31 protein-coding genes and 1 tRNA gene are annotated in these 26,705 nt (G+C 66.6%); 10 read left to right on the forward strand and 22 right to left on the reverse strand.

What is annotated here, in order from left to right; genetic code table 11:
• The first annotated feature begins 2 nt into the window (after positions 1–2).
• From V8J38_RS10650 to V8J38_RS10665, 4 genes are all read left to right on the forward strand, one after another.
• Positions 3–953, forward strand: a complete 951-nt coding sequence (locus V8J38_RS10650) for an acetyl-CoA carboxylase carboxyltransferase subunit alpha (protein WP_338575604.1) — start codon at positions 3–5, stop codon at positions 951–953.
• Between the two features lie 96 nt (positions 954–1,049).
• Positions 1,050–1,625, forward strand: coding sequence for a response regulator (locus V8J38_RS10655; protein ID WP_338575605.1), 576 nt, complete (start codon positions 1,050–1,052; stop codon positions 1,623–1,625).
• Positions 1,622–2,116: a chemotaxis protein CheE gene (locus tag V8J38_RS10660; protein WP_338575607.1), complete on the forward strand. Its 495-nt coding sequence runs from the start codon at positions 1,622–1,624 to the stop codon at positions 2,114–2,116. The genes V8J38_RS10655 and V8J38_RS10660 overlap by 4 nt, the downstream gene beginning before the upstream one ends.
• Positions 2,117–2,359: 243 nt before the next feature.
• The gene (locus tag V8J38_RS10665) at positions 2,360–2,905 is read left to right on the forward strand and encodes a hypothetical protein (protein ID WP_338575609.1); all 546 of its coding nucleotides are present in this window, start codon (positions 2,360–2,362) and stop codon (positions 2,903–2,905) included.
• Positions 2,906–2,914: 9 nt separating this feature from the next.
• Here the strand turns inward: V8J38_RS10665 and V8J38_RS10670 are convergent, their stop codons facing one another.
• From V8J38_RS10670 to V8J38_RS10695, 6 genes are all read right to left on the reverse strand, one after another.
• Complete coding sequence (locus V8J38_RS10670) at positions 2,915–4,795, reverse strand: ABCB family ABC transporter ATP-binding protein/permease (protein WP_422388344.1); 1,881 nt, start codon at positions 4,793–4,795, stop codon at positions 2,915–2,917.
• 50 nt (positions 4,796–4,845) lie between these two features.
• A complete protein-coding gene (locus V8J38_RS10675; protein ID WP_312218341.1) occupies positions 4,846–5,862 on the reverse strand; it encodes a threonine aldolase family protein in 1,017 nt (338 codons plus the stop codon).
• Between the two features lie 3 nt (positions 5,863–5,865).
• Positions 5,866–6,846, reverse strand: a complete 981-nt coding sequence (locus V8J38_RS10680; protein WP_291782280.1) for a mechanosensitive ion channel family protein — start codon at positions 6,844–6,846, stop codon at positions 5,866–5,868.
• 44 nt (positions 6,847–6,890) lie between these two features.
• A complete protein-coding gene (locus V8J38_RS10685; RefSeq protein WP_338575612.1) occupies positions 6,891–8,588 on the reverse strand; it encodes a cisplatin damage response ATP-dependent DNA ligase in 1,698 nt (565 codons plus the stop codon).
• A 93-nt stretch (positions 8,589–8,681) separates the two neighbouring features.
• Complete coding sequence (locus tag V8J38_RS10690) at positions 8,682–10,493, reverse strand: ATP-binding protein (RefSeq protein WP_338575614.1); 1,812 nt, start codon at positions 10,491–10,493, stop codon at positions 8,682–8,684.
• 117 nt (positions 10,494–10,610) lie between these two features.
• A complete protein-coding gene (locus tag V8J38_RS10695) occupies positions 10,611–10,910 on the reverse strand; it encodes a BolA family protein (RefSeq protein WP_338575616.1) in 300 nt (99 codons plus the stop codon).
• Positions 10,911–10,954: 44 nt separating this feature from the next.
• On the opposite strand from V8J38_RS10695, the gene V8J38_RS10700 reads away from it, so the two are divergent.
• A complete protein-coding gene (locus V8J38_RS10700; RefSeq protein WP_291782292.1) occupies positions 10,955–11,629 on the forward strand; it encodes a J domain-containing protein in 675 nt (224 codons plus the stop codon).
• Here V8J38_RS10700 and V8J38_RS10705 read toward each other — a convergent pair.
• Positions 11,589–11,801, reverse strand: coding sequence for a hypothetical protein (locus tag V8J38_RS10705; RefSeq protein ID WP_291782296.1), 213 nt, complete (start codon positions 11,799–11,801; stop codon positions 11,589–11,591). The two genes, V8J38_RS10700 and V8J38_RS10705, sit on opposite strands and share 41 nt — an antisense overlap.
• A 203-nt stretch (positions 11,802–12,004) precedes the next feature.
• Here V8J38_RS10705 and V8J38_RS10710 point away from each other — a divergent pair, with 203 nt between their 5' ends.
• Both V8J38_RS10710 and cobS read left to right on the forward strand, forming a co-directional pair.
• Positions 12,005–12,433, forward strand: coding sequence for an organic hydroperoxide resistance protein (locus tag V8J38_RS10710; protein WP_291782299.1), 429 nt, complete (start codon positions 12,005–12,007; stop codon positions 12,431–12,433).
• Between the two features lie 74 nt (positions 12,434–12,507).
• Entirely contained in the window at positions 12,508–13,518 is a 1,011-nt protein-coding gene (gene cobS, locus V8J38_RS10715) for a cobaltochelatase subunit CobS (RefSeq protein WP_291782302.1), read from the forward strand.
• 61 nt (positions 13,519–13,579) lie between these two features.
• Here cobS and V8J38_RS10720 read toward each other — a convergent pair whose 3' ends face one another.
• A complete protein-coding gene (locus tag V8J38_RS10720) occupies positions 13,580–14,635 on the reverse strand; it encodes a COX15/CtaA family protein (protein ID WP_338575619.1) in 1,056 nt (351 codons plus the stop codon).
• A gap of 140 nt (positions 14,636–14,775) precedes the next feature.
• Between V8J38_RS10720 and V8J38_RS10725 the strand changes: the two genes are divergently transcribed.
• Together V8J38_RS10725 and V8J38_RS10730 are read left to right on the forward strand one after the other, a co-directional pair.
• Positions 14,776–15,027, forward strand: coding sequence for a transglycosylase (locus tag V8J38_RS10725; RefSeq protein WP_312218347.1), 252 nt, complete (start codon positions 14,776–14,778; stop codon positions 15,025–15,027).
• Positions 15,027–15,242 (forward strand): DUF2842 domain-containing protein, encoded by a 216-nt coding sequence (locus V8J38_RS10730; protein WP_312218349.1) that lies wholly within the window; start codon positions 15,027–15,029, stop codon positions 15,240–15,242. Before V8J38_RS10725 ends, V8J38_RS10730 begins: the two co-directional genes overlap by 1 nt.
• Positions 15,243–15,307: 65 nt before the next feature.
• Here the strand turns inward: V8J38_RS10730 and V8J38_RS10735 are convergent.
• The 7 genes from V8J38_RS10735 to V8J38_RS10765 all read right to left on the reverse strand — a co-directional run bounded on the left by V8J38_RS10735 (position 15,308) and on the right by V8J38_RS10765 (position 19,458).
• Positions 15,308–15,384, reverse strand: a tRNA-Pro gene (locus V8J38_RS10735).
• A 72-nt stretch (positions 15,385–15,456) separates the two neighbouring features.
• A complete protein-coding gene (locus V8J38_RS10740; RefSeq protein WP_291782314.1) occupies positions 15,457–15,873 on the reverse strand; it encodes a MerR family transcriptional regulator in 417 nt (138 codons plus the stop codon).
• Positions 15,874–15,878: 5 nt separating this feature from the next.
• A complete protein-coding gene (locus tag V8J38_RS10745; RefSeq protein WP_409450003.1) occupies positions 15,879–16,187 on the reverse strand; it encodes an integration host factor subunit alpha in 309 nt (102 codons plus the stop codon).
• 74 nt (positions 16,188–16,261) lie between these two features.
• Positions 16,262–17,239, reverse strand: a complete 978-nt coding sequence (locus V8J38_RS10750; protein WP_291782320.1) for a beta-ketoacyl-ACP synthase III — start codon at positions 17,237–17,239, stop codon at positions 16,262–16,264.
• On the reverse strand, positions 17,236–18,306 hold the full coding sequence (gene plsX, locus V8J38_RS10755) for a phosphate acyltransferase PlsX (protein WP_291782323.1): 1,071 nt from the start codon (positions 18,304–18,306) through the stop codon (positions 17,236–17,238). The genes V8J38_RS10750 and plsX overlap by 4 nt, the downstream gene beginning before the upstream one ends.
• Positions 18,307–18,406: 100 nt before the next feature.
• Positions 18,407–18,934, reverse strand: a complete 528-nt coding sequence (locus V8J38_RS10760) for a YceD family protein (RefSeq protein WP_291782326.1) — start codon at positions 18,932–18,934, stop codon at positions 18,407–18,409.
• Entirely contained in the window at positions 18,931–19,458 is a 528-nt protein-coding gene (locus V8J38_RS10765; protein WP_291782330.1) for a ubiquinol-cytochrome C chaperone family protein, read from the reverse strand. The genes V8J38_RS10760 and V8J38_RS10765 overlap by 4 nt, the downstream gene beginning before the upstream one ends.
• Positions 19,459–19,548: 90 nt before the next feature.
• Here V8J38_RS10765 and V8J38_RS10770 point away from each other — a divergent pair, with 90 nt between their 5' ends.
• Positions 19,549–20,028 carry an outer membrane protein assembly factor BamE gene (locus V8J38_RS10770; protein ID WP_291782332.1) on the forward strand — a complete coding sequence of 160 codons (480 nt, stop codon included), beginning with the start codon at positions 19,549–19,551 and terminating at the stop codon, positions 20,026–20,028.
• Between the two features lie 120 nt (positions 20,029–20,148).
• Here V8J38_RS10770 and V8J38_RS10775 read toward each other — a convergent pair whose 3' ends face one another.
• The 7 genes from V8J38_RS10775 to V8J38_RS10805 all read right to left on the reverse strand — a co-directional run bounded on the left by V8J38_RS10775 (position 20,149) and on the right by V8J38_RS10805 (position 26,627).
• On the reverse strand, positions 20,149–22,299 hold the full coding sequence (locus V8J38_RS10775; RefSeq protein WP_291782335.1) for a sodium-translocating pyrophosphatase: 2,151 nt from the start codon (positions 22,297–22,299) through the stop codon (positions 20,149–20,151).
• A gap of 174 nt (positions 22,300–22,473) precedes the next feature.
• Positions 22,474–22,896 carry a hypothetical protein gene (locus tag V8J38_RS10780; RefSeq protein ID WP_338575623.1) on the reverse strand — a complete coding sequence of 141 codons (423 nt, stop codon included), beginning with the start codon at positions 22,894–22,896 and terminating at the stop codon, positions 22,474–22,476.
• A gap of 40 nt (positions 22,897–22,936) precedes the next feature.
• Positions 22,937–23,926 (reverse strand): thiamine-phosphate kinase, encoded by a 990-nt coding sequence (gene thiL / locus V8J38_RS10785; protein WP_338575625.1) that lies wholly within the window; start codon positions 23,924–23,926, stop codon positions 22,937–22,939.
• Complete coding sequence (gene nusB / locus V8J38_RS10790; RefSeq protein WP_422388293.1) at positions 23,913–24,449, reverse strand: transcription antitermination factor NusB; 537 nt, start codon at positions 24,447–24,449, stop codon at positions 23,913–23,915. Before nusB ends, thiL begins: the two co-directional genes overlap by 14 nt.
• On the reverse strand, positions 24,446–24,907 hold the full coding sequence (gene ribH / locus V8J38_RS10795) for a 6,7-dimethyl-8-ribityllumazine synthase (RefSeq protein WP_312217740.1): 462 nt from the start codon (positions 24,905–24,907) through the stop codon (positions 24,446–24,448). The genes nusB and ribH overlap by 4 nt, the downstream gene beginning before the upstream one ends.
• Positions 24,904–26,040 (reverse strand): 3,4-dihydroxy-2-butanone-4-phosphate synthase, encoded by a 1,137-nt coding sequence (ribB, locus tag V8J38_RS10800; RefSeq protein WP_291782345.1) that lies wholly within the window; start codon positions 26,038–26,040, stop codon positions 24,904–24,906. The genes ribH and ribB overlap by 4 nt, the downstream gene beginning before the upstream one ends.
• Complete coding sequence (locus tag V8J38_RS10805) at positions 26,037–26,627, reverse strand: riboflavin synthase (protein WP_303718038.1); 591 nt, start codon at positions 26,625–26,627, stop codon at positions 26,037–26,039. Before V8J38_RS10805 ends, ribB begins: the two co-directional genes overlap by 4 nt.
• Between the last annotated feature and the right edge of the window lie 78 nt (positions 26,628–26,705).

Below are 26,705 nucleotides of genomic sequence, written 5' to 3' on the forward strand. Positions count from 1 at the left end.
TTATGGCCACGCACTATCTCGAATTCGAAAAGCCGATCGCCGAACTGGACGCCAAGATCGCCGAGCTGTCGCTGCTGGCGCCGACCAGCGGATCGTTCGAGACCGAGATCGCCGCCCTGCGCAAGAAGGCCGACGCCATGCGCACCAAGGCCTACGCCAACCTGGACCCGTGGATGCGCACCCAGGTCGCGCGTCACCCGCAGCGTCCGCACTTCGTAGACTACGTCGACGGCCTGTTCACCGACTTCGTGGAGCTGCACGGCGATCGTCAGTTCGGCGACGACCAGGCCATCCTAGGCGGTCTGGCGCGCTTCCGCGGCCAGCCGGTCGTGATCATGGGCCATGAAAAGGGCCACGACACCCAGACCCGCATCACCCACAACTTCGGCATGGCTCGCCCCGAGGGCTATCGCAAGGCCGCCCGCCTGATGGACATGGCCGAGCAGTTCGGCCTGCCGGTTCTGACCTTCGTCGACACCGCCGGCGCCTATCCGGGCCTGGGCGCCGAGGAGCGCGGCCAGGCCGAGGCCATAGCCCGCTCGACCGAGCGCGGCCTGACCCTGGGCGTGCCCTCCATCGCCACGGTGACGGGCGAAGGCGGTTCGGGCGGCGCCATCGCCATCGCGGCGGCCAGCCGCGTGCTGATGCTGGAGCACTCCATCTATTCGGTCATCTCGCCGGAAGGCGCGGCGGGCATCCTGTGGCGCGACGGCACGCGGGCCAAGGACGCCGCCAACGCCATGAAGATCACCGCGCCCGACCTGATCGAGCTGAAGATCGTCGATCGCGTGATCCCCGAGCCCCTGGGCGGCGCCCACGCCGATCGTGAAAAGGCCATCCAGAACGTCGGTCAGGTTCTGGAAGAAGAGCTGAAGGCCATGTCCGGCCTGTCGGCTGAACAGCTGAAGAAGCAGCGCGCCGACCGCTTCTACGCCATCGGCCGCCTGGGTTGATCGAGGGCTGATCGCGATTGCGCGGCGTCGCAGCGCCGCCGAAACTGACGCCATGCGATTCGGTCTGTTTCCTTCCTCAACCCTCGGCAGGCCTCCATGCGCAGCATGAACGGGGTCGGCGAATCCCTGCGCGAAAGCGCGGTGTTCAACTTCGACGGCGCGGTGACCATGGTCATCGACGATTCGCCGTTTTCGCTGGAGCTGACCGCCCAGGCCCTGCTCGGTTTCGGCATGAAGGTCCGTCACGCCTGCGAAAGCGCGGCCGGGGCCATCGCCATCCTGCAGAACCATCCGGTCGACCTCATCCTGGTCGACTGCGAGATGCCGGGCATGAGCGGGTATGAGTTCGTGCGCTGGCTGCGCCGCTCGGGGCTGGATCCGAACGCCTACAGCCCGGTCATCATGACCGCGGCCCACGTACGCCGCTCCAAGGTTTCGGACGCCCGCGACTGCGGCGCCAACTTCCTGATCACCAAGCCGTTCAGCGCCGGCGTTCTGCTGGAACGCATCGTCTGGGTGTCGAGAGACAATCGTCCCTTCCTGGAGGTGGGCGACTATTTCGGCCCCGACCGCCGCTTCCGAAACGAGCCTTGGCCAGGCCCCGAACGTCGCGCCGAGGAACGTCGAAGAACCGCCTTTGAAAAAGAACGCCGCACGGCGGTAGAGCTATGACGGTCATCACGCACAATCGGCGCCGCAGCCGCCTGTCGACCCTGGTCGATCAGCCTGGCGGCGTCAGCGTCGGCGTCGCCTTGACCGAGGCTCGCGCCAATCTGGCGCGGTATGAGAGCCGCAGCCGCGAGATCATCGAGCAGCAGGTCACGGCCCTGGCCGCCCTGCCCGTTCCGACCGGCGTCGACGAAGGCGCGCTGGACCAGGCCTACGCCCACGCCAGCGCCGTGATCGACGCGGCCGGGCCGTTCGAGCTCAACGACCTGTGCGCGGCGGCGGCCAATCTGTGCGATCTGATCGACGCCGCGCCCGAAGACCGCCCATTCGACTGGCGCGTCGTCACTGTCCACGCCCAGGCGCTGCGCCTGCTGCTGACCCTGCCGCCCGAAGCCGTCGACGCCCGCGCCAAGGTGCTGGACAGCCTTAAGGACATGCTGAAGGCCAAGGTTCCGGGCGCAATAGATGAACCGTCACCCCCGCTCCCGAGATGAAGTGCCGTCGTTCCGACTAGCGCGTAGCGAATAACGCACATGAAAATAATGACTGACAATTTTGTGTCGGCCGCCGCATTCTGGAGCAATGAGAATGCCGGCTTAGTTAGCATTCTGATCTTCGTCGCCACTCTGCTCTTAGGGTGATGGTCAGGCATTTTCGCCGCTCTGCGCAGAAAACCACGTTTCCGAATTCGCCTTCTGCCCGGCCCCACTTTCAGTTGCACATACCCCACGGGAGGCATGCACCACGGTTATGCAACCCATCGCACCGGTATCGCCCTCTACTTACACATCAGCAACGCTGGCTCAGCGGCCTCTGCCATAGAATCGGTTCACCTAGCCTATCACTGGCCAATGAAACCCCTGACGAACCTCTGGTGGCGCAACACGATCGGCTGGTTCTGGCTAACAGACCAAGCTGCCGCTCTGGAAGACTTTCAAGTCGCAATAGGTGACAACGTGAAAGTGTATCCTTTCCTCTTTCAGCTAAACAACCTATCAGGCACGTCTGCAAACACTTATCTTGACATCGGACAGACAACCAACGGCGTGATATATTTCGAGCAAGGCGAATCTTACGGAGGCTGCCAGCCAGCTAAAAAAGATGGAAAGACCAAAATTATCGTCAGAATAGTCGATGCATTTGGTCGAAAACATAATCGACGCTTTCAAATTCCATGCATAGAGTTAGAGGAAGCTCGAACTTATAATCCTTCTTTTGGGAAAACCTTTTCCGAGCTCCACGGGATACCTTTGCCTTTCGATATCACTACCGAGGCAGAGTAAAATCCCCCGTTAATTCGCCTGGGTCTTCGCCCCGCGCGTCTGCTTGCGCCACAGAGCCGCATATTCCCCGCCCTGACGCGCCACCAGCTCATGATGGGCGCCGCGCTCGACGATCCGGCCCGCCTTCAGCACCAGAATCTGATCGGCGTCGGCCACGGTAGACAACCGGTGCGCCACCACCAGGGTGGTGCGGCCCGTGCGGGCGCGGCGAAGCGTCTTCTGGATGGCGGCCTCGGTGCGGCTGTCGAGCGCGCTGGTCGCCTCGTCCAGGATCAGGATGCAGGGGTCCGCCAGCAGGGCGCGGGCGATTCCGACGCGCTGTCGCTCGCCGCCCGACAGCTTCAGCCCCCGCTCGCCGACGCGCGTGTCCATGCCCTCGGGCAGGTTACGGATGAAGTCCGCCAGTTCCGCTGCTTCGGCCGCCGCCCAGATCGCCGCCTCGTTCGCATCAGGGCGTGCGAAGGCGATGTTGGCGGCGATGGTGTCGTTGAAAAGGGCCACGTCCTGCGGCACCAGGGCCACGGCGGCCCGTAGCGACGCCTGTGTCAGACTGCGCGCGTCCCGCCCATCGATCAGCACGCGCCCGTCCTGCGGATCCAGCAACCGCAGGGCCAGCTTGACGATCGTCGACTTGCCCGCGCCGGACGGTCCTACCAGGGCCGTGGTGGTGCCCGCCGGCGTGACGAAGCTGACGTCGTCCAGACCCGCCGCCCGTGCGTCATGCCGGAAACCGACATGATCGAAAACGATCTCCGCCCCGCAGCCGCTTTCAGGTCGCGGCAGATCGATGGCGTCGGGCGCATCCGCCACCTGCGGCGCTTGACGCGTGACCTTAAGCATCTCCTCCATGTCGATGAAGGACTGTCGGATTTCTCGATAGGCGAAGCCCAGGATGTTCAGCGGCGCATAGAGGGAGATCATGATCAGCACGGCCGCCGTCACATCGCCCGGCCCCATGCGCCCGGCCGCCGCTTCGAACCCGGCCATGACCGCCATGACGCCTAGGCCCAGGTTCATGATCAGGCCCTGGATCAGGTTCAAGGCGGCCAGGGAGGTGTTGGCCTTCAACGACGCCTGAACATAGGTCGCCAACGACTGGTCATACGCCTCGGCCGCACGGCCCTCGGCCCCGAACGATTTGACGGTTTCATAGTTCAGCAGGGCGTCGACCGACAGGCCGGCCGCCTCGCTGTCGGCGGCGTTCATGGCGCGCCGGTGCTCCAGCCGCCAGTTGGCCATGGCGAAGGTCGTGGCCGCATAGACCAGCACCACGGCCACGGCGACCGCGCCGAAACGCCAGTCGTACTTGCCGCCCAGCACCGCCGCCGCCAGCACCAGTTCCAGCACCGTCGGCCCCAGGTTGAACATCAGGATGCGCAGCAGGAAGTCCACCGCCCGCGAACCCCGGTCCATCACCCGAGACAAGGCGCCGGACCGCTTAGTCTGGTGGAAGTCCAGCGACAGGCTGAGCGCGTGGGCGAAGGTCTCGGCCGCCGTCTTGCGCTGGGCGGCCGCCCGCACGGGAGCAAACACCACATCCGACAGTTGCGGCGTCGCCGCCGACAGGAAGCGGACCAGCGCCCAACCCACGGCGAAGGCAGCGAAGCCCAGGCCTACGGACGCCGCCGGTCCCTGGTCCGCCGCCAGATGGTTGACCGCCGCCCCCAGAACCAGCGGAGCCAGGACCCCCAGCCCCTTGCCCGCCAGGGTCAGCAGGATCGCGCCGGCCACCCGCCAGGGCAGTTGCGGCGCACCCGAACGCGCCACGACGCCGATCAGGTTTTTCAGCGCCTCGAACGTAGGCGGCGCCTCTTGCTGAGAGGCGTCGACGCCGGCGTTCATCGCCTTGGCCGCGACATCGCCGCGTCTTCCCGAGCGCTCACCACGCATCGCCACGCCTCGCCGCCATCACGCCTCCGAGGCGAAACGCGCTCGCCACGTCAGTTCAGGCTCGCCACGGCGTCGATCAGGGCGTCCACCGACGCCTCGTCCGTCGCCCAGGAACAGACGAACCGCACCGAACCGTCATCGAACTGATAGCAGGCCCAGCCCGCCGCATTCAGCTGCTCATGGGCTTCATCGTGCATCCGCACGAACACGGTGTTGGACTCCACCGGGTGAGCCAGCACGAAGGGCGTCTTCGCCTCGATGCCGTCCGCAAGGCGCTGAGCCATCAGATTGGCGTGAGCGGCGCCCGCCAGCCAGTCGCCCGACTCCAGTAGCCCCAGCAGGGGCGCGGCCAGCAACCGCCCCTTGGACGCCGTCTGGCCGGCCTGCTTCAGCCGGTTGTCGATCCGCCGCGTCATCGCCTTGTCGAAGATCACCAGGGCTTCCACGCAATGCGCTCCGGCCTTGGCCCCGCCGAACGACAGCACATCGACGCCCAGGCGCGGAATGTCCTTGGGGTCGAAGCCCGCGGCCACGGCGTTGGCCAGCCGCGCTCCGTCCATGTGAACGCCCAAGCCCGCCCGTTTGGACGGCTCGATCAGGTGGCGCAACTCTTCCTCGGAATAGACGGCGCCGTATTCCGTCGCCTGGGTCAGGCTGAGCGCGGCCGCCGGCTGACGATGGCCCACGACCGGCTCTTCCAGAGCAGCGTACAGGGCGGCTACGTCGATCTTGCCCGAATAGCCCGGCAGGCCGATCAGGCCGACGCCCTGGCCGAAGAAGCCGGGCGCGCCCGTCTCGTCCGTGCAGACGTGGGCCGCGTGATGCGCCAGAACCGCCTCATAGGGGCGCGCCAGCATCGACAGGCCGATGGCGTTCGCCGCCGTGCCGCTGAAGACGAAACGCACCTCAGCGTCCGCATCCAGGGTCTGACGGATCAGATCGGCGGCGCGCGCCGATGTATCATCAGCCCCGTAGGCCCGCGCGAACCCCGCGTTGGCGGCGACCAGGGCCTGAAGCGCCGAGGGCGCCATGCCCGCCGTATTGTCGGAACCGAAATCAAAACGCACGGCTCATTCTCCCCCTTGGGCCGACGTTCCGTCGGGCGCCACATCACTCTGAACAGGGGCCATGACGACCCGCGCGAACTTGGCGTCCCTTGCCGGCACCTCGACCTGGTGCGGGAAAGGAATCTCGATGCCGGCCTCGTCCAGGGCTTCCTTGCCCGCCTGCATCAGATCCGCCTGTGTCTGCCACCAGTCGTCGTTGTTCACCCAGGCATGCAGGGTGATCTGGACCGCGCTGTCCAACAGCCCTGTCACGCCCGTCCACGGCGCAGGCTCCTGCAACACCCTGTCGTTGACCCGCGCGACCGAAGCCAGCACCGCGCAGGCGTCCTTCAGATTGTCGCCGTAGCCGACGGTGAACTTGATCTCGATGCGGCGCGTGCGTTGTCCCGTCAGATTGACGATCACGTCGCTCAGCACCTTGGAGTTCGGAATGACGATCTTGTGGTTGTTGGCGTTCGTCAGCTGGGTGGTGAACAGGTCCAGCTTCTGCACCGTCCCGGAGGCGCCGCCTACGTCGATGGCCTCGCCCACGCGATAGGGACGCAGAATCAGAAGCATCACGCCCGCCGCCACATTCGACAACGTCCCCTGCAGCGCCAGACCGACGGCCAGGGAGGCGGCGCCCAGCACGGCGATGATGGAAGTCGTCTGCACGCCCAGGCGCTGCAGCACGGCGATCATGCCGATGATGATGACCACCACCCGCACGATCTGCACCATGAAGGCCAGCACCGTGGGATCGCGCCGCACCAGCCGCGTCCGGCCCAGAATCTTACGCGCCGCGCCCGAGGCCCATCGCGCGGCGATGAGAGTCAGGACGAAAATGATGGCCGCCACCGTCAGGTTGATGGCGAAATCGCCCAGCATATCCATGGCCTTGGCCAGGATGGCGGCGTCGATGCTCAACCTCTGCTCGCCGGCGGCCACAGCCTGAGCCAGAGGCTCGGCGAACGCGGCAGAACTATGCTGAAACTTCGTGAGCATGAACCGGGTCTAACGCACGTACAGCCGATTGGAAGCCCCGCCGCTCAAGCTTTTTCGCCGGCGCTGACTCGCCCGCCGCCTCGCTCGATCGCATCCAGCAGGTCGAGGACGGAATCGAGGCTGTCGGCCTCACGCGCGGGCTTGTCCCAGCGGATGCGGCTGACGCGCGGAAAACGCATGGCCACGCCCGACTTGTGACGCGTCGAACGCTGCAGTCCCTCGAAAGCGATCTCCAGCACCAGACCGAAATCGCGCTCGGCGCGGACCGCGCGGACCGGCCCGAACCGGTCCGTCGTATGATCACGCACGAACTTGTCCAACTGCTTCAGCTCTTCATCGGTGAAGCCGAAGTAGGCCTTGCCGACCGGCGTCAGCGCGCCCTCATCGGTCCAGACGCCGAAGGTGTAGTCGGAATAGAATCCCGAGCGTTTTCCGTGCCCTCGCTGGGCGTACATCAGCACGGCGTCGATGACGTGCGGGTCGCGCTTCCACTTGAACCAGGGCCCCTTGGGACGCCCTGCAACATACAGGCTGTCGCGGCGCTTGAGCATCAGCCCCTCCGCGGCGGCCCCGACCGGCGGCTCAGCGCGCAGAGCGGCGAGATCGTCCCAGGTCTCATGCGTCAACAGCGGCGACAGCCCCAGGCGCTGCCCGCCATGTTCCCCCGCCAGGCGTTCCAGTCGCGCCCTCCGCTCGATCAGGGGCAGGCCGCGCAGGTCTTCTTCTCCATCGGACAGAAGATCATAGGCCAGGATCGACGCGGGATAGTCCTGCATCAGCCTGGCGCTCGCCGTCTTGCGATTCAGCCGCTGCTGCAGATCCCCGAACGGCGCCACCACCCCGTCGCGTATGACCAGAAGCTCGCCATCGACAGCCCCCTCGAAGGCCAGATCCGCCGTTACATCCGGAAAGGCGGACGATATCTCATCGCCCGTGCGAGAATAGAGGCGTGTCTGCCCGCCTTCGCGTACGGCCTGCACCCGGATGCCGTCCCACTTCCACTCGGCGAGGAAGTCCGCCGGGTCCAGGCGCGGCAAATCCAGCCCTTCGTCGAGGGCCGTAGCCAGCATGACGGGACGAAACCGGCCGGGCGCGTTCGCGCTGGGCTGCTCCGCCCGCCCTTCGACCCAGGCGAACAGATCCTGATAGGGGGGCTGCAGCGCATGCCATATCTCCTCGACATCGCTGACGGTGATCGGCGGCAGGCGCTCGACCGCCTCATGCCCTTGCGGGCTCGGCGGGTCCGTCAGGGCGGCCGGCCGCATCATCGCCACGGCGGTGCGGGCCAGACGCGCGGATAGGCCGACCCGGAGCCCTCCCGTCACCAGCTTCAGCAACGCCCACCGCCCCTTGGGCTCCAGCGCATCCAGCCAGCCCTCGATCAGGACGGGCGCGTCGACGCGGTTGGCGCGAAGCAGGGCATCGACCACCTCGCCCAGATCTGGCTCCCGATTGGCGCGATGCGAGGGGTCACGCGGCCAGATCAGCGCGGTCGTCTCGGCCAGATCGCCCACATAGTCATAGGACCAGCCGAACAGGATGGGATCGACCCGGGCCTCGACGGCCTTGCGGATCATGGCCGGCTTGGCGGCCGTGAAGCTCAACTCGCCGGTCAGGGCCGCCAAGGCCCAGCCGCGATCAGGGTCGGGCGTCGCCTTCAGATAGTCGCGCAGCAACACCAGCTTGGCGTTGCGCGAGGTCGTCAGCGACAGGCGGTCCAGCAATTCGGCGAAGGGACGCAATCGGGCTCCAACTCTCACGGCTCCCCTGCACAACGACGAAGAGAGCGCCTGGCTCCCTCGACGGTCGTCGCACCCGGCCCTTGCGCCGCGTGATCAGGCGGCCTCCGCTTCCTGATCCATCAAGCGGCGAAGCGCCGTCCGTCCGCCCTTGGCGTGCGCCATGAGGGCCGACAGGCTGCGGAAATCGATCGGCTTGTTCAGATAGGCGTCAGCGCCCGCCGCCAGCCCGGCTTCATGGTCCTCGTTCCGCGCCGAGGCCGACAGAACCACGATGGGCGTCTCGGCGTTGGCCCCTCCCCCTTCACGGATCAGGCGCGTCGCCGCCAAGCCGTCCATGACCGGCATGTTGACGTCCATGACGATAAGATCGAACCGCTGGTCCCGAGCGGCGTCGACGGCTTCCTGACCGTTTTCAGCGATGCTGCTGCGCCGCCCGGTGGAAGCCATCCAGGCTTCCAGGATCATGCGGTTGACGGGGTGATCTTCCACCACCAGCACCTCCATGCCGTCGCTCATGACGACGTCGCCCTCGGCTGGCGTCGCGGCTTCGGCCGCGCGCCAGGCGACCACCTCGCCCTCGACGACGAAGGTGAAGGTGGAGCCTTCGCCCGGGCTGGAGGTCACGGAAATGTCGCCCCCCATGATGTTGGCGAGGCGGCGCGAGATCGTCAGCCCCAGCCCGGTGCCGCCGAACCGCCGTGTCGAGGACGCGTCCAGCTGGGTGAAGGGCTGGAACAACTGTTCCATGTCCGCTTGGGAGATGCCGGCGCCGCTGTCGATGACGGCGAATTCAAAGGTCACGCGGCGTTCGGAAACGCGTCGCCCTCGGGTGACGAAACGAACGGCGCCCTGATCCGTAAACTTGACCGCGTTGGACAGGAGGTTCTGCACCACCTGGCAGACCCTCAAGGGATCGCCGCGCACCACGGCGGGAATGTCGCCTTCGAAGGCGGTCACGAAGTCGAGCCCCTTGGCCTCGGCCTGGGCCTCGAACGGGCCGATGATGCGACGGTGCAGATCCTCCAGATTGATGTCCACCGTCTCGAAATTCATGCGCCCGGCCTCGATCTTGGTCATGTCGAGGATGTCGTTCAGCAGGCTCAGCAGGTTGTCGCCCGAGTTGCGGATGATCGCCAGATACTCGCGCTGCGCCCCTTCCAGCCGCGTCGCGCTCAACAGTTGCGCCGCGCCCAACACCCCGTTCATCGGCGTGCGAAGTTCATGGGAGATGACGCCCAGGAAGTTGGACTTAGCCTCATTGGCCGCATCGGCCTTGTCGCGCGCGGCCTCCAGCTCCTCGATGAGATGCGCCTGATGCTCCTGGAAGGCGCGTATCCGCTCCTCGCGCAGCATGGTCATCGTCACAAGGACGAAGAGGCTGGCGGCCGTGAACGGCGCCAGGGCGACAAAGGGCCAGAAGACGGGGTCGCCGATCAGGCTGGCGCCGATGATCGCCGCCGCCGCGCCATAGGGAGACGAGATGAGAATAGCCTGCCGAGGCGAGTTCCTCAGCTGGGCGAACACCAGGACATAGCCCGATATCAGGAGGGCGATGGCCAGTTCACGCCCGAACAGCGACGGCGAGAACCACGCCAGCAGGGGCGCCACGGCCCAGACCGCCGTGGTGGCGGTCGCCACCGCCGGGAACACCAGCCCCCAGCCGGCGCCCGCGCTCTGGCTGACGCGTTTCTCGACCTCGCCGCGCAAGGCGCCTGCGGCCAGGGTCGCGACGAACCAGAGCAGGCCGTGCGCCAGACCGACCGTCGCAATCAGCCCCAACGCCCAGCTGACGATAATGAGATAGCGCAGATAGTGGGTTTGCAGGATGGCGGTCAGGGCCTGGGCCGCTTCGCCCGGCGCCTGCGCCCCATCCATCCCCTTCGCAAACCCGTCAGATCCAACCATCGCGACGCCCCCGCTCGCTCCAAAATGCTTCGGGTGCGGACGCTAGAATGAAAGGTTCTAAGACGATATGAATGCGGATAACTACGTAATCCGAATTATCAACGGCGGCGACCGGCGTCAGGCCTGAGCTTCCTGCGGCGTCTGCGCCCGAATCGAAAGGGCGTGCACCGGACCGGCCAGCTCCTCCTTCAGCACGGCGTTGACGGCGCGCTGTCGGGCCACGCGCGTCTGGCCGGCGAAGGCGTCGGATACGATGGTCAGCTGAAAATGACTTTCCCCGCCGTCCTTCGCGTCAATGCCGCCTTCATGATGATGGCCCGCGTGCTTCCAGCTGTCATCCTCCAGTTCCAGGCGCACCGGCGCGAAGGCCGCCGTCAGTTTTCCGCGCATAACCGTCGCGATCGGGCCGTCAGACATAGGGACTCCTTGAAGCTGACCAATTCGGCCCTACACTTCGGGCGATGTCTGCGTCTTTTCAATACAAGCCTCGCTTCACCGACATTCGGGTCAAGCCGCCGCGTTCCGACGACGAACAGGAAGCGGCGGAGGATGTCCTGCGCCTCAAGCCTGGCGAGAAGGCCTGCGAATGGGCGGAGTGCACCCGGCCGGCCACGGCCCGCGCGCCCAAGTCCCGCGAGCAGCTGAACGAATTCTATGACTTCTGTCAGGCGCATGCGGCCCAGTACAACAAGAGCTGGAATTTCTACGCCGGCATGAACGAAGGCCAGATTCGCGCCGCCCAGGAAAACGAGGCCATGACCGGCGGCCGTCCCACCTGGCAGATGAAGGCCGGACCGCAGACGCGCGAGGCCGCCGCCTTCGCCGCCAAATTCGGCACGGCCAATAATTCAGGCGCCGGTTCATGGCGCGACAGCTTCGGCCTGTTCGGTCGGCGGGTTCACGCCGAAGGCCCGGTGCAGGACGATCCCAGTCATCGACTGGGCAAGCTGGAGCGCGCCGCCCTGGCTGACCTGGGTCTCGAGCCCGGCGCCGACAAGGCCGCGATCAAGGCGCGCTATCATGAGATGCTCAAGCGCTTCCACCCGGACACCAACGGCGGCGATCGCGGCGCGGAAGCCAAGCTTCAGAGCGTCATCAAGGCTTGGAAAACCTTGAAGAAGGCCGGTCACGCCTGAGCGTTCTCAACAGCCCGCCCTCGCCCGGCAAGGCGTCGACGCGGGTCATGGACTGATCGACGGCCGAGGAATCCCAGATTTCGGCAAAGACCTCGGCCCCGGTCTCGTCCAGCATCATGCGCTGCGTTTCCTGGACCGCCTCCGTGAAGCTGTCGGCTTCCAGGGGAAACATCTGAGGCGTCCTTCCGGGCGCGTCATAGACATAGCAAAAATATTGCGTGTGCGTTTCCATGTCCCTCTCCCCCGACGGGAGCGATGCCCAATTGTTAACACCCTCTTGCCGAATTCCCGAATCACAGAACCGTTGTTTCTGAAAGACGTTGCCTCTTCGTCACCCCCCTGTTCATCCCCAGGCTGGGGATAAGGAGTCCACAGATGGAAGTTCTGTATCGCGCGCACGCAACCGCCTCCGGCGGAGGCCGCGATGAAGGCCGATCGGCCACCGACGACGGCAAGATCGATGTTCGCCTGTCCGTTCCGACCGAAATGGGCGGCAAGGGCGGCGACGGGACCAACCCCGAGCAGCTTTTCGCTACGGGTTATGCGGCCTGCTACCTGGGCGCCCTGCGGCTGGTCTCAGGCAAGGCGGGCACGCCCGTCGGTCCTGACACCAAGGTTTCGGCGGGGATCGGATTCGGCAAGAACACCCGAGGCGAGGGCTTCAATCTCGATGTCGCCTTGCGGGTGTCGGACCATGGACTGGATCGCGCGGTGATCGACGACCTGATCCAGAAGGCGCACCAGGTCTGCCCCTATTCCAACGCCACGCGCGGCAACGTCGACGTAGACCTGTCGGCGGAATAGGCGACCGGCCCAGGGCGAATAATCCATCCGGCCCCTCGCGCGTGTTGAGCCGCGCGCGCGAGGGCGCTAGGTGGATGGCCATGACCTCTCCGCTCGACGCCTCCCCCGATCCGCTCGTCACCCTGGAACCGCACCGCAAGGTCACGCTCAGAGAGGCGTTCGGCGTCGATTCCGACATGCTCGTGCCCGCCTTCGAGACGCGCGACAGCCACGTGCCGGAGATCGACGAGTCCTATCGCTTCGATCCCCAGACCACGATCGCGATCTGCGCAGGCTTCGCCTATGACCGCCGCGTGATGGTCCAAGGCTACCACGGCACCGGCAAGTCGACCCACATCGAGCAGGTGGCCGCCCGCCTGAACTGGCCCCTGGTTCGCGTCAATCTGGACAGCCACGTCAGCCGCATCGACCTGATCGGCAAGGACGCCATCGTCCTGAAGGACGGCAAGCAGATCACCGAGTTCCGCGAAGGCATCCTGCCCTGGGCGCTGCAACGCCCGGTGGCCCTGGTGTTCGACGAATATGACGCAGGCCGCCCCGACGTCATGTTCGTGATCCAGCGCGTGCTGGAGGCGCAAGGGCGCCTGACCCTGCTGGACCAGAACCGCGTCCTTCGTCCGAACAAATGGTTCCGCCTGTTCGCCACCTCGAACACCGTCGGCCTGGGCGACACCACAGGCCTGTATCACGGCGCCCAGCAGATCAACCAGGCGCAGCTGGACCGCTGGAACATCGTCACCACGCTGAACTATCTCGACCACGACGTCGAAGCCGAGATCGTCGCCGCCAAGGTGCCCGAGTGGAACGACGCCGAGGGCAAGCGTCGCATCGCCGCCATGGTCCGCGTCGCCGACATGACCCGCAACGCCTTCATGAACGGCGACATCTCGACCGTCATGTCGCCGCGCACGGTCATCACCTGGGCCCAGAACGCCATCATCTTCGACGGCGACGTGGCCCTGAGCTTCCGCCTGACCTTCCTGAACAAGTGCGACGAACTGGAGCGGCCGACCATAGCCGAATTCTATCAGCGCGCCTTCGGCGAGGACCTGCCGGAATCCGCCACGCGGGTGAAGATCGGCTAGAGGGCTTCCCTCGCTCAAATTGAAAAGGCCGCCTTCCTGATCGAGGAAGGCGGCCTTTTTCTTAGCGCAGCCCCGAGACGAACATCCTCGGACGTGAACGCCGCACCAGCCACAGGTTCACCGTGGCCGCCGCCAGCACCAGCGCCGCCGCAGCCTGATGCAGCACGCCCAGGGTCACCGGCACCGCGTGGATAAGCGTCAGAACGCCCAGCCCCGCCTGCAGCCACAGCGCGCCCGCCAGCACCAGGGCCGAAGCGCCCAGCCCTTCGCCCAGGCGCCCGCGCAGGGCCTGGACGGCATAGAAGGTGCCAGCAAATAATAGCACATAGGCGCCGATCCGGTGGTTCAACTGCACCAGCCCCTGATCATGCAGGAAGGTCAGCGCCCCCTGCCCCCAAGCGACCGGCGGAAACAGGGCGCCGTTCATCATCGGCCAGTCCGTGTAGATCATGCCCGCCTTGGCCCCGGCCACCAGACCGCCGAGCAGGCACTGGAAGAAGACCCCGCCCAGCAACAGACCCGCGCCCCAGCTCCATCCGCGCGGCGCACGCGTGAAGTCCGAGCCGGACCAGGCCTCAAGCCCCGTCCAGATCAGGCCGGCGAAGATCAGGAAGGCCAGACCCAGATGGGTCGCCAGCCGCTCCGGCGCCACGTCGACGCGCTCGGCCAGGCCGCTGGACACCATCCACCAGCCGATCAGCCCCTGCAGGCCGCCCAGGGCCAGCAGGATCGCACAGCGCGCGATCAGACGGCGCGGAAGGACGCGGAAGGCCAGGAACAGGACGAAAGGCACGGCGAAGACCACGCCGATCAGACGCCCCAACAGCCGGTGCGCCCACTCCCACCAGAAGATGTACTGGAACTCCGCCATGCTCATGCCGGCGTTGACTTCAACGTACTGGGGGATGGCCTTGTACTTGTCGAACGCCTCGACCCAGTCGGCGTGGTTCATCGGCGGCAGAGCGCCCATGATCGGCTTCCACTCCGTGATCGACAGGCCCGAGCCGGTCAGGCGCGTCGCGCCCCCGACCACCACCATGGCGAACACCAGGGTCGCGCAGAAAAACAGCCACAGCGCCACCGCGCGGCTGCGGTCCAGTTCACCAATACGCTTCATTCGACGCCTGCCGTTCGCCCCGATATGCTTGCCGCCTCTTTCGCGGGCGGCGGAACCGAGGGATATGCCCCTCCCGCGAGGCAAGATCGAGTCGGTTTCTACGCCAAAGCGTCGCACAACATTCTAGGGAGCGCCGACCGGTGCAATATATCGAGATCGCCATCGCCCTGGCCGGGGCCCTGGGCCTGGCCTGGATCGCCGATCTGCTGACGGGCCGTCGCGGCCTGGGCGGGACGATTCTGGTCGCCCTGGTCAGCGCCGCCTGCGGGGCCTTCCTGGCGATCCGCGTCTTCGCCGTCGCCACCCTGGCCGACTGGGAATGGCTTCCCTGGGCCTTCGCGGCTGTCGTCATAGGTCTGGTCGCCTTCTTCCTATTCCGGAGCAAACGCTGATGCCGCCTCGCGCCCGCCGCTTCATCGCCACCCTCGGCGTCATCGGCTTCCTGGCCTTCTGGGTGTGGGGCGCGGTGACCCTGCACGACCATCTGCCGGACGCCTGGTGGATCGACCTGATCTTCTTCGCCGTGGCGGGGATCGGCTGGGGCGTGCCGCTCATCCCCCTGCTTCGCTGGGCCGAGCGCGCGCCGGACGACAGAACGAAAGCCTGAACAGCAGAACGGCCGGCGAGATTTCCCTCACCGGCCGTTTCAGCCTGCTGATAACCCTCAGCAAATGGTCGGAGCGACAGGATTCGAACCTGCGACCCCTTGACCCCCAGTCAAGTGCGCTACCAGGCTGCGCCACGCTCCGAAGGCGCTCCCTATAGACGGCGGTTCGGTGCTCCGCAAACCCTAAAACGCTCTATCGACAACAACTTCCGCCTTATCGGCGCAGAACGGCCTCCAACCGGGCTCTGGCCCCCTCAAGGTCGCTCAACACGGCCTCGAGACGCGCCGAAGCCGCCGGCGTCACCGCCGCTTCCGACGCCGTTTCAGCTCGATCACCCGAATCAATCTCCAGCGTGGCGGCGGGATCGGCATAGGCCGTCAGCCGCGCCAGGCCCTGATCCTGCACAAGACGCTGGACGCCGCGAATCGTCAGTCCCTCGTCATGCAGCAGGCGCCGGACGGCCTTCAGCACCATGACGTCGTCGGGCCGATAGAAACGGCGCCCCCCGGCCCGCTTCACCGGGACGACGAAGTCGAACTTGGTCTCCCAGAACCTCAGCACATGCTGGGGGGCGCCGACTTCATCGGCCGCTTCAGAAATGGTGCGGAAGGCTTTGGGGCTTTTGGCCAAGGATCTCAGGTCTCGACGACGGCGTCGTGCACCCGGCTCTTCATGATCTGGGAGGCGCGGAAGCTGATGACGCGGCGGGGGTTGATGGCGGCCGGTTCGCCGGTCTTGGGGTTGCGGCCCATGCGGGCGCGTTTTTCACGGACCTGGAAGACGCCGAACCCCGACAGCTTGACCGTCTCGCCCTGCTCAAGCGAGTCGACGATCAGGTCCAGCGTGCGCTCGACCAGTCCAGAGCATTCCTGTCGGGACAGCCCGACTTCCTCGTGGACCGCTTCGCACAAATCCGCCCGGGTAAGGGTGTGATGTCCGGCCACTTGCATCTCCCCGCAATCAATCGGCGGGGCATTGAAGGGCAAAACGGCCGGAAATCAAAGTCCTCAATGCGAATCTAGAACCGGAAGGCGCACGCGCCCCACGTCAGGCCCCCGCCCATGGCCTCGACCAGGACCAGATCGCCCTTCTTGATTCGCCCATCCTTGATGGCGACGTCCATCGCCAGGGGGATGGAGGCGGCCGAGGTGTTGGCGTGCATGGCCACGGTCGAGATCACCTTGCCCTCGTCCAGGCCCAGACGGTCGCCCACGCCCTTGATGATGCGCTGGTTGGCCTGGTGCGGCACGAACCAGTCGATCTCGGGGATGTCGACGCCCGCGACCTGGGCGGCGGCGGTGATGGCTTCGGCGATGTTGACCACGGCGTGACGGAAGACCTGGTTGCCCAGCATCCGCAGGTGGCCGACCGTTCCGGTCGTGGCCGGGCCGCCGTCGACATAGAGCATGTCCGACTTGGCGCCCTCGCAGCGCAGGGCGAAGCCCAGCACGCCGCGATCGTCCTTGGTCCCCTGCCCCTCGCCCGGCTCCAGCACGAAGGCCCCGGCGCCGTCGCCGAACAGGACGCAGGTGGTGCGGTCCGTCCAGTCCATCAGCTTGGTCATTTCCTCGGCGCCGATGACCAGGGCGCACTTGGCCTGACCGCGCGCGACAAATCCGTCAGCCACGCTCAAGGCGTAGACGAAGCCCGAGCAGACCGCCTGAATGTCGAAGGCGATGCCCACCGGCGCGCCCAGCTTGCGCTGGACGATGGCGGCCGTGGCCGGGAAGGTCTGGTCCGGCGTCGTGGTGGCGACGATGATCAGATCGACGTCCGCCGCCGTCTTGCCGGCGTCGGCCAGGGCGCGCTCGGCGGCCTTGAGCGCCAGGTCGCTGGTCGGCTCGTCGTCGCGGGCCTTGTGGCGCTGGCGGATGCCGGTGCGCTCGATGATCCATTCGTCGGAAGTGTCGACGATCTTGGTCAGGTCGGCGTTGGTGACGACCTGCTCGGGCAGGAAGGAGCCAACCCCGGTAACGACGCTGCGGATGACGCTCACTGTTCGGTCTCTCCCATGACGGCGGGCGCCGTCTCGTCCATGGCCGCCGCCAGACGCGCGAAATTGGCGCTGACCTTGGTCAGATAGTCGCTGCGGGCCAGTTCGACAGCCACGCGGATGGCGTTTGCATAGCCCTCGGCCGTGGCGCCGCCGTGGCTTTTCACGACGATGCCGTTCAGGCCCAGCAAGGGGCCGCCGTTGACGCTGCTGGGATCGATGCGGCGCGCCATCTTCTTCAGGGCCGGCATGGCGATCAGGGCGCCCAGCTTGGCCAGAGGACCCGAGGTCAGCGCCTCTTTCAGCAGGCCCGAGATGAAGCGGGCCGTGCCTTCGGCGGTTTTCAGGGCGACATTGCCGGTGAAGCCGTCGGTAACGACGACATCGACCGTTCCGGCGGCGATGTCGTGCCCCTCGACGAAGCCGGTGTAGTTCACCGGCACGGCGTCGGTGCGCAGGACGGCGTGAGCCTCGCGCACCTCTTCATGGCCCTTCATTTCTTCGGAGCCGACGTTCAGAAGGCCGACCGTCGGTCTTTCCACCCCATGCACGGCCGCCTGAAACGCCTCGCCCATGATGGCGAACTCGACCAGTTGGCGCGCATCGCTGCCGATGTTGGCGCCCACGTCCAGAACGGCGGTGACGCCGCGCTTGGTCGGCCAGCTGGCGACGATGGCGGGGCGCTCCAGCCCGTCGACCGCCATGCGCAGGATCAGCTTGGAGATCGCCATCAGGGCGCCGGTGTTGCCGGCGGAAACAGCCCCCTGGGCCTCGCCCGTCTTGACCGCCTCGATCGCGTTCCACAGACTCGAGCCCTTGCCCCGCCGCATCGCTTGGGCCGGCTTTTCGTCCATGGCGACGACCTTGTCGGTGTGCCGGACCTGGCAAAGGTCGTCCGAGACGTGCAGGCGCGCCATCTCTGCGCGGATCGCCGCCTCGTCGCCGTGCAGCAGGAAGCGCACGCCGTCGCCCCCATACAGGGAATAATAGGCCTTCACGCCGCCGACCACGACGGCGGGACCGTGGTCGCCCCCCATGGCGTCGAGCGAAATCAGTGTGGATGATGCCAAGTGGAAATCGACTCCGTCGCCGTCTTGTCGCGGCGCTTCAATGTTAGGGCGTACAGACGCAAATGTCGCACCCTGTGGATGCAACCGGGGCGCCCTTAGGTCAACTCTTGTCGGAGTCGCCCGGCTTCAAGGTTCTAAGCACGCCGAAAGGGGAAATCTCGCCCGGCTCCGGCGGCTGCTCGAAGACGGCGCCTTCCTTGCGCGGGTAAGGGTCCAGATGCAGGGCCAACTGCTCGACGGCGTACTGGCCCAGGTCGATCTGGCCGTTCTCGACCACGTCGGGAGAATTGTCGTCCAACTCCAGATCGATCTCGCCCTCGTCCGAAGGCGGCGTATCCAGGGCCTCGACCAGATTGATCTCGAACCGCTCGTCGATGTGGACCGGCAGGGGCTCCAGCGTCAGCACGCAGGATTGAACGGCGTCAGCCACGACTCGTCCCCTCAGGAGCCAGCCCGACACCGTGGCCGTCACCTCCAGATCCGCCTCGAAACGATCCAGCGACTTCAGGTTCAGCGCGCGCGCGATGCGCTGACGCGCTTCAGCGTCCGGCTCCAGTCGCCGGGACAGACCTGCGCCGATCTGATGCAGGCGGACGGGGTCGCTGTAAGGCAGGGCGGGAATCGTCATGCGACGATCATGGCCCAGTCCGGCGCCTTTTCCACGGCGGAAATCGGCTGACGCGCCAGGCGTTCGTGCGATTCCAGCGCATAGCGGGTCAGTTCGGCGCCGGCTGCGGGATCGTCGCTCTCGAACACATTGCGTGCGATCGAGGCCTGGAAGCCGTCACGGTCGCCATCGCGCAGCGCCTTCTCATAGGCGCTCATCCGGCCATAGAGAGCTTCGCCCAGCTTGCGCATCTTCTTGCCGACCGACACATCGCCGACGCCCAACTCGCGCAGCACATTGTCCAGGGCCGAGACATAGGTATCGAACATTTTTTGAGCCAGATCGGCCCCACGCTCGCCCTCGCCCTTCATCCGCACGAACAGCAGAAGGACATGCAGGGTGTAGAGTTCGAACCGCGCGTCGATTCGATCCGCCACCCCCAGGCGGGCGTAAAAATCGGGCTGGCGCGCCTGTTCCACGGCCAGGGCGTAAAGGCCCTGCGCCTGGCGCTCTTGCGTCTGTCGTCTGAAGAGTGTCTTGAACATAGGATTTCACGGCCCCTTTTCCGCCGCGCCGTTGCACTAGGACGCAGCGACGGTTAGGTCAAAGACCTTGTTCCTAGAGGCCCATCGCCGATGCCCCGTTTTACGTCGCTCATCATCGCCGCCTCGCTCGCCGCCGCTGCGGGCGCTTGCGCCCCCGTCGTCGCCACTCAGGGCTTCCAGGCCGTGGACGCCAAGCCTCAGGACGTCGAAGTGGGCGTCGACACCCGCGAGACCGTTCTGGCCAAGCTGGGCACGCCCTCCACGACCTCGACCTTCGAGAGCGACAACGTCTGGTATTACCTGACCCAGACGACGCAACGCTACACCTACAACAAGCCGCAAGTGTCGCAGCGGACCGTCACGGAAATCACCTTCGCCGAGGGCGACGAAAAGGTCGCCAACGTGCGCACCCTGGGGCTGGAAGACGGCCGCCAGATCGCCATGGAGCGTCGCGAGACCCCGACCCGCGGACGCCAGCTGACCATCCTCGAACAGTTGCTCGGCAACGTCGGCCGCGGCCAACTGCCGCGTACCGAGGACGACGTCCCCGGCCAGCGCCGCCCGGACTAAGCGGCCCCTACAAACAGGCGCCCTCAAGCCGCGAGCGACCGCGTCGCGAGCATAGGGCGCAAAAAAGACAACGCCCCGGAGATCGCTCTCCGGGGCGTTTTCAGTTTCAGCGAAACGCCGTCAGACGATCTTGCCGCTCGCCAGCACCGCCAGCAGCAGAAGCGCCACGATGTTGGTGATCTTGATCATCGGGTTCACAGCGGGACCTGACGTGTCCTTGTAGGGATCGCCCACGGTGTCGCCGGTGACGGCGGCCTTGTGCGCTTCAGAACCCTTGCCGTGGACGACGCCGTTCTTGTCGGTGAAGCCTTCCTCGATCACCTTCTTGGCGTTGTCCCAGGCGCCGCCGCCCGAGGTCATCGAGATGGCGACGAACAGACCCGTCACGATCACCCCCATCAGCATGGCCCCCAGGGCGGCGAAGGCGTTGGCCTTGTCCGGCTGGATGAACAGGATGACGACGAACAGGACGATCGGCGACAGAACCGGCAGCAGCGACGGCACGATCATCTCGCGAATGGCCGCGCTGGTCAGAATGTCGACCGCCCTGCCGTATTCGGGCTTGGTCTGGAAGGTCATGATGCCGGGGTTCTCGCGGAACTGACGCCGGACCTCGGCCACCACGGCCTCGGCGGCGCGCCCCACAGCCGTCATCGACAGGCCGCCGAACAGGAAGGGCAGCAGCCCCCCGAACAGCAGGCCGACCACGACATAGGGGTTGGACAGGTCGAAGGCGACCGCGCCCAGTCCGTGGAAGAAGCTGCCCGGCTGCGCCTCGGCCGCGAAAAACTTGAGGTCCTCCACATAGGCGGCGAACAGGACCAGCGCCCCCAGACCCGCCGAACCGATGGCGTAGCCCTTGGTCACGGCCTTGGTGGTGTTGCCCACGGCGTCCAGGGCGTCGGTCGAAACGCGGACCTCAGGCGGCAGACCCGCCATCTCGGCGATGCCGCCCGCGTTGTCCGTGACCGGACCGAAGGCGTCCAGCGCCACGATCATCCCCGCCACGCCCAGCATGGTGGTGGTGGCGATGGCGATGCCGAACAGACCCGCCAACTGGAAGGCTGCGACGATGCCCACGATGATGGTCAGAGCCGGCAGCGCCGTGGCCTCCAGCGACATGGCCAACCCCTGGATCACGTTGGTGCCGTGCCCTGAGACGGAGGCGTTGGCCACCGACTTCACCGGGCGGAAGCCCGTGCCGGTGTAGTATTCGGTGATGACCACAATGGCCGCCGTGACCAGCAGGCCGACGACGCCCGCCCAGAATAGGTTCATCGGCTGGATCAGTAGCCCGCCCGAGGTTTCGACCGCCCCCGGCAGAAGCTGGTTGATCACCCACCAGACCGCGCCCAACGACAGGACGCCGGTGACGATCAGCCCCTGGTACAGGGCCCCCATGATGTTGCCGCTCTTGCCCAGACGGACGAAGAAGGTGCCGATGATCGAGGTCACGATGCAGACGCCGCAGATCGCCAGCGGCAGCAGCATCAGCACGTCCACATAGGGCTGGTTGCGGAAGAAGATGGCCGCCAGCACCATGGTCGCCACCGTGGTGACGGCATAGGTCTCGAACAGGTCGGCGGCCATGCCAGCGCAGTCGCCGACGTTGTCGCCCACATTGTCCGCGATGGTGGCGGCGTTACGGGGGTCGTCCTCAGGGATGCCGGCCTCGACCTTACCCACCATGTCTCCGCCGACGTCGGCTCCCTTGGTGAAGATGCCGCCGCCCAGTCGCGCGAAGATGGAGATCAACGAGGCCCCGAAGCCCAGGGCGACCAGGCCGTCGATGACCTCGCGGCTGGTCGAGGCGTGGCCCAGCCCCTGGGTCATGAAGGCGTAGTAGCCGGACACGCCCAGAAGCGCGCCGCCCGCCACGAACATGCCGGTGATGGCGCCCGAGCGGAAGGCCAGGTCCAGTCCCTTGGACAGGCTCTGCGACGCGGCCTGGGCCGTGCGGACGTTGGCGCGAACGGAGATCAGCATCCCCGCATAGCCCGCCGCGCCCGACAGGACCGCGCCGATCAGGAAGCCCAGCGCTGCCCAGGTTCCGATAAGAAAAAAGGCCGCGACCAAGATCACGACCCCTACGATGCCAATCGTTGTGTACTGACGCTTCAGATAGGCGGATGCCCCTTCCTGGATCGCCGCGGCGATCTCACGCATCCGTTCATTACCACTGTCGGCCTTCATCAGGACGGCGGTCTGGACGGCGCCGTAAAGCACCCCCAGAGCGCCGGCCGCGATGACCAGCCAAAGATATGACGTCATGGCGTTTCCAAGCCCTATGCAACTAGACGCGCGGATCCATGGGCTGCGCTACGGGCGTTGTCGCCTCTCGGCCGCCTTCCGGTCCCCCCGTGCGCTTACGGACGCAAATTCACGCCCCTCGGGAATTGCGGCTAAATCGTGCCAAAAGCAGAGCCGTGGCGCAACAGCGCTCTTCTAGACGGCGCGGACGGTCGTGCGGCGGCGCGCGGCCTGGCTGACGACCTCGACACGGATGATCGCGCCCTTGCCGATCAGGGCGTCGGCCGAGCGGATCAGGCTGGCGCTCAGGGCCTCGGGGTCCACCTGATTCCAGTCGTCGGCCAGGACGAAGGGCGTGCGGTGCCCGGCGCGCACCAGGGCGTCGCGCAGATAGGGCTCCTTGGCCCTCACCGCATCCAGGGCGTGGCCCTGGCCCAGATGCAGCTTCAGCACCACGAAGATGTAGTTTCGGACGCGAGCGCCCACGATGATCGGCAGGCCCACGCCGGTCAGGTTGAAGCTCGCCGGCTGGGCGGGCGTTTCCGCCGACGGCGAGGCGAGCGCCGGCCCCGACAGGGCGGCGCCGGCGACGGCGAGGATCAGGGCGCGGCGGTTCATGGCGGCAGTCTGGCCCTGTCCCGTTAGGATTCCGTTGCCCTCAGCCGTGGGTCCAGCCCGTGCGAGTCGGGGTGATGGCCTGGCCCAGATAGCGTGGCGACAGCCCCCTGCCCTCGGCCACGCGGCCGACGCAGGTCAGGCGCAGATGGCGGCGCTCGGCCTCGCGGCGCAGGGCGTTCTCGGCGCCCGCCGGGACGGTCAGCAGGATCTCATAGTCGTCGCCGCCGCTGGCCAGCAGCTCCAGCGCCGCCTGCGGATCGACGCGCCCCTCGAACCAGGCCTGGGCGGCGGCGGACAGGGGCAGGCGCTCCAGGTCGATCTCGAGGCTGACGCCGCTGGCCTCAGCGATATGGGCGGCGTCGGCCAGCAGGCCGTCGGACACGTCGGCGCTGGCGGTCGCCAGGCCCAGGACGACGGGCGCGAACTCCACGCGCGGCATGGGGGTGCGATAGGCGGCCTCCAGCGCGTCCATGCGTTCGGGCTCCAGGCTCAGGGTCGCCTGGGCGGCCTGAAGGCCCAGCCAGCCGTCGCCGATCGTGCCAGTGACGAAGACCAGATCGCCCGGCCGCGCGCCCGCCCGGCTGACCGCCGCCCCCGACGGCGCCCAACCCAGCAGGGTGGCCGAGAAGCTGGCCGGTCCCGGCGTCTTCACCGTGTCGCCGCCCAGCAGGGAAATGTCGAAAATGGCCTGATCGCGCCGCAGTCCGGCGACGAAGGCCTCGCGTTCCGGCCAGCCGCAACGTTCGGACCAGTGGCAGGCCAGCAGATAGCCGAACGGCTCGGCCCCCTTGGCCGCCAGATCGGACAGGTTCACGCGCAGCAGCTTCTGCGCCACCGTATCCAGCGGGTCGTCGGGCAGGAAGTGGACGCCCTCGACAATCGCATCCTTGGTCAGGATGAGGTCGTGTCCCGGACGCGAGGGCAGCGCGGCCACGTCGTCGGCCAGCCCCCTCGCCCATTCCGGGTGCGCCAGCGGCTTCAGCAGCCGCTGGATGGTCTCGAATTCACCCGCGACGTCAATCGCGGGCATCGCGCGCCACGCCGTCCAGCGCCGCGTTCACGAACTTCGCCTCCGCATCGTCGAAAAAGGCCTTGGCCAGTTCGACGTATTCGTCGATCACGATCTCACGCGGGACGTCGGGCTTGTGCTTTAGCTCCCACGCGCCGCAGCGCAGCAGGGCGCGCAGGGTGGCGTCCAGACGCTCCATCCGCCAATTGGAGGCCAGACGCGCCTTGACCGCCTCGTCGATGGCCCGCTGATCCTCGACCACGCCGTGGACGATGTCGGAGAACCAGTCCTCGTCCGCCTCGGCCAGGGGGGCGCCGTCGATGTCGGCGTCGAAGCGGTGATTGCGGAACTCACGCACGACGCTTTCGACGCCCTCGCCCGCCAGCTCCATCTGATACAGGGCCTGGACGGCGGCCAGGCGGGCGACCGTGCGGGCGCGGCGTTGACGGCTGGTCAGTTGCGGTTCGGCGCGGGCCTTCTCGGCCTCGGCCAGCTGGGCCATGACTTCGGCGACGGTCGCCGGGGCGCTGGTCGGTTCGGTCACGAGGCCAGCCCCCCGCGCAGGCGCTTGCGGATGGCGATCAGGTCCAGGCAGGCGCGGGCCGCGAAGCCGCCCTTGTCGCCCTCGCTGAGACGGGCGCGGGTCCAGGCCTGCTCCTCGTCCTCGGTCGTCAGGATGCCGTTGCCGATGGCCACGCCCTTCAGGCCCAGATTGCGGATGCCGGCGGCCGACTGATCCGAGACGATCTCGAAATGGTAGGTCTCGCCGCGAATGACGCAGCCCAGGGCGACGTAGCCGTCATAGCGCGGGGCGGTCGGATAGCGCCCGGCCTCTTCGGCCATGGCGATCACGGTCGGCACTTCCAGCGCGCCGGGCACGGTCACAACGTCATACTGGACGCCTTGCGCGCGCAGGGCGTCCTTCGCCCCTTCCAGAAGGGCGTCGGCCAGTTCGTCGTAGAAGCGCGCCTCGACGATGAGGACGCGAGTGGGTTCGTTCAAGATTGGTCTTCTCCGTCCATGTCGCGCCAACCGGCGATGCGCAGGCCGTAGCCTTCCAGCGCCGTCGGATTGGGTCGCGTCGAACTCATCACGATCATATCCTTGACGCCGAGGTCGAGCAGAATCTGCGCCCCGACGCCATAGGCCTTCAGCGAACGATCCACGGCGGCGGGCTTGCTGGTGGCGCCCAGCCGCTCGGCCAGACCATGCAGACCGGGATCACGCAGGAAGACGACGACGCCCGGCCCGTCCTGGGCCGCCAGCGCGCGCATGGCCCTCGGAATATAGTCCTGACGGGCCTCGACATGGCCCAGCAGGTCGGCGGCGAAGTCGATCTGGTGCATGCGCACGACGGTCGGCTTCGCCGGGTCGATGTCGCCGCGCACCAGGGCGATGTGCTCGGCGCCCTCGATGGTGTTGCGATAGAGGATCAGCTTGAACGCGCCGCCGTGGACGCTCTCGAACGGCGTCTCCATCACGCGCTCGACAAAGCGCTCGGTGCGGCGGCGATAGGCGATCAGGTCGGCGATGGTGCCGATCTTCAGCCCATGCAGCTGGGCGAAGGCGATCAGGTCGGGCATCCGCGCCATCGTCCCGTCGTCCTTGATGATCTCGCAGATCACCCCGGCCGGGATCAGGCCCGCCATACGGCTGATGTCCACGGCCGCCTCGGTATGGCCGGTGCGGACCAGGACGCCGCCGTCGCGCGCGACCAGCGGGAAGATGTGGCCCGGCGAGACGATGTCGTCGGCGGTGCGCGACGGATCGGCCGCCACCTGGACCGTATGGGCGCGATCGGCGGCCGAGATGCCGGTCGTGACGCCTTCCTTGGCCTCGATCGAGATGGTGAAGGCCGTGCCCATGCTCTCGCGGTTCTCGGCGGCCATCGGCGGCAGGCGCAGCTGCTTGGCGCGCTCGGACGTCAGGGCCAGACAGACCAGGCCCCGCGCATAGCGGATCATGAAGTTGATCTGGTCCGGCGTGGCGAACTGGGCCGGAATGACGATGTCGCCCTCGTTCTCGCGGTCCTCGGCGTCCACGAGGATGTAGGGGCGGCCGTTGCGGGCGTCCTCGATAATGTCCTCGATCGAGCTGATCGGGCTGTCGGTGTTGTAGACGGCCAGTTTCATCATGCGGTCTCCTGCCACCGCGCGAGGTAACGCGCCAGCATGTCGATCTCCAGATTGACCTTTTCGCCGACCTTCAGGCCGCCGAGGGTGGTCGCATCCCACGTGTGCGGGATGATGTTCACGTCGAAGCGGCGCTCATGCACCCCATTCACCGTCAGGGAAACCCCATCGACCGTGATTGAGCCCTTTGGGGCGATGAATCTGTGCAGGGGCGCCGGCGCCTCGATCACGATGCGGTGCGATCCGCCCTCGGGCGTAATGGACACGACCTCGCCCAGGCCGTCGACGTGGCCGGAAACGATGTGGCCGCCCAGTTCGTCGCCCAGTTTCGCGGCGCGCTCCAGATTGATACGGCTGCCCTCGCTCCAGTCGCCCAGCTTGGTCTTGGACAGGGTCTCGCCGGACACCTCGACGGCGAACCACCCCTCGCCCTTTTCCGTGACGGTCAGGCAGCAGCCCGCATGGCTGATGGAGGCGCCCAGGTCGATGCCCGCCGTGTCCCACACGGTCTCGACCTCATAGCGACGGTCGCGGTTGGTTTCACGGACGCTGCGGACGCGGCCGATATCGGTGACGATGCCGGTGAACATGAAAGCTCCGGTCCCTTCGGACCCAAAAAAACAGAGTCTAATTAGTCTAATTCGTCTGAAATCGCGCCTGAGGAGGCG

Origin of the sequence: Brevundimonas olei, assembly GCF_037055245.1 — a bacterium.
Taxonomy (GTDB): Bacteria; Pseudomonadota; Alphaproteobacteria; order Caulobacterales; family Caulobacteraceae; genus Brevundimonas; species Brevundimonas olei.

What these genes read in the sequence shown, in the direction of transcription:
- V8J38_RS10650 (WP_338575604.1), top strand. Translation starts at nt 3, where the DNA reads ATGGCCACGCACTATCTCGAATTCGAAAAGCCGATCGCCGAACTGGAC.
- V8J38_RS10655 (WP_338575605.1), top strand. Translation starts at nt 1,050, where the DNA reads ATGCGCAGCATGAACGGGGTCGGCGAATCCCTGCGCGAAAGCGCGGTG.
- V8J38_RS10660 (WP_338575607.1), top strand. Translation starts at nt 1,622, where the DNA reads ATGACGGTCATCACGCACAATCGGCGCCGCAGCCGCCTGTCGACCCTG.
- V8J38_RS10665 (WP_338575609.1), top strand. Translation starts at nt 2,360, where the DNA reads ATGCACCACGGTTATGCAACCCATCGCACCGGTATCGCCCTCTACTTA.
- V8J38_RS10670 (WP_422388344.1), bottom strand. Translation starts at nt 4,795, where the DNA reads ATGCGTGGTGAGCGCTCGGGAAGACGCGGCGATGTCGCGGCCAAGGCG.
- V8J38_RS10680 (WP_291782280.1), bottom strand. Translation starts at nt 6,846, where the DNA reads ATGCTCACGAAGTTTCAGCATAGTTCTGCCGCGTTCGCCGAGCCTCTG.
- V8J38_RS10690 (WP_338575614.1), bottom strand. Translation starts at nt 10,493, where the DNA reads ATGGTTGGATCTGACGGGTTTGCGAAGGGGATGGATGGGGCGCAGGCG.
- V8J38_RS10695 (WP_338575616.1), bottom strand. Translation starts at nt 10,910, where the DNA reads ATGTCTGACGGCCCGATCGCGACGGTTATGCGCGGAAAACTGACGGCG.
- V8J38_RS10700 (WP_291782292.1), top strand. Translation starts at nt 10,955, where the DNA reads ATGTCTGCGTCTTTTCAATACAAGCCTCGCTTCACCGACATTCGGGTC.
- V8J38_RS10705 (WP_291782296.1), bottom strand. Translation starts at nt 11,801, where the DNA reads ATGTTTCCCCTGGAAGCCGACAGCTTCACGGAGGCGGTCCAGGAAACG.
- V8J38_RS10710 (WP_291782299.1), top strand. Translation starts at nt 12,005, where the DNA reads ATGGAAGTTCTGTATCGCGCGCACGCAACCGCCTCCGGCGGAGGCCGC.
- cobS (WP_291782302.1), top strand. Translation starts at nt 12,508, where the DNA reads ATGGCCATGACCTCTCCGCTCGACGCCTCCCCCGATCCGCTCGTCACC.
- V8J38_RS10720 (WP_338575619.1), bottom strand. Translation starts at nt 14,635, where the DNA reads ATGAAGCGTATTGGTGAACTGGACCGCAGCCGCGCGGTGGCGCTGTGG.
- V8J38_RS10730 (WP_312218349.1), top strand. Translation starts at nt 15,027, where the DNA reads ATGCCGCCTCGCGCCCGCCGCTTCATCGCCACCCTCGGCGTCATCGGC.
- V8J38_RS10760 (WP_291782326.1), bottom strand. Translation starts at nt 18,934, where the DNA reads ATGACGATTCCCGCCCTGCCTTACAGCGACCCCGTCCGCCTGCATCAG.
- V8J38_RS10765 (WP_291782330.1), bottom strand. Translation starts at nt 19,458, where the DNA reads ATGTTCAAGACACTCTTCAGACGACAGACGCAAGAGCGCCAGGCGCAG.
- V8J38_RS10770 (WP_291782332.1), top strand. Translation starts at nt 19,549, where the DNA reads ATGCCCCGTTTTACGTCGCTCATCATCGCCGCCTCGCTCGCCGCCGCT.
- V8J38_RS10775 (WP_291782335.1), bottom strand. Translation starts at nt 22,299, where the DNA reads ATGACGTCATATCTTTGGCTGGTCATCGCGGCCGGCGCTCTGGGGGTG.
- V8J38_RS10780 (WP_338575623.1), bottom strand. Translation starts at nt 22,896, where the DNA reads ATGAACCGCCGCGCCCTGATCCTCGCCGTCGCCGGCGCCGCCCTGTCG.
- thiL (WP_338575625.1), bottom strand. Translation starts at nt 23,926, where the DNA reads ATGCCCGCGATTGACGTCGCGGGTGAATTCGAGACCATCCAGCGGCTG.
- ribB (WP_291782345.1), bottom strand. Translation starts at nt 26,040, where the DNA reads ATGATGAAACTGGCCGTCTACAACACCGACAGCCCGATCAGCTCGATC.
- V8J38_RS10805 (WP_303718038.1), bottom strand. Translation starts at nt 26,627, where the DNA reads ATGTTCACCGGCATCGTCACCGATATCGGCCGCGTCCGCAGCGTCCGT.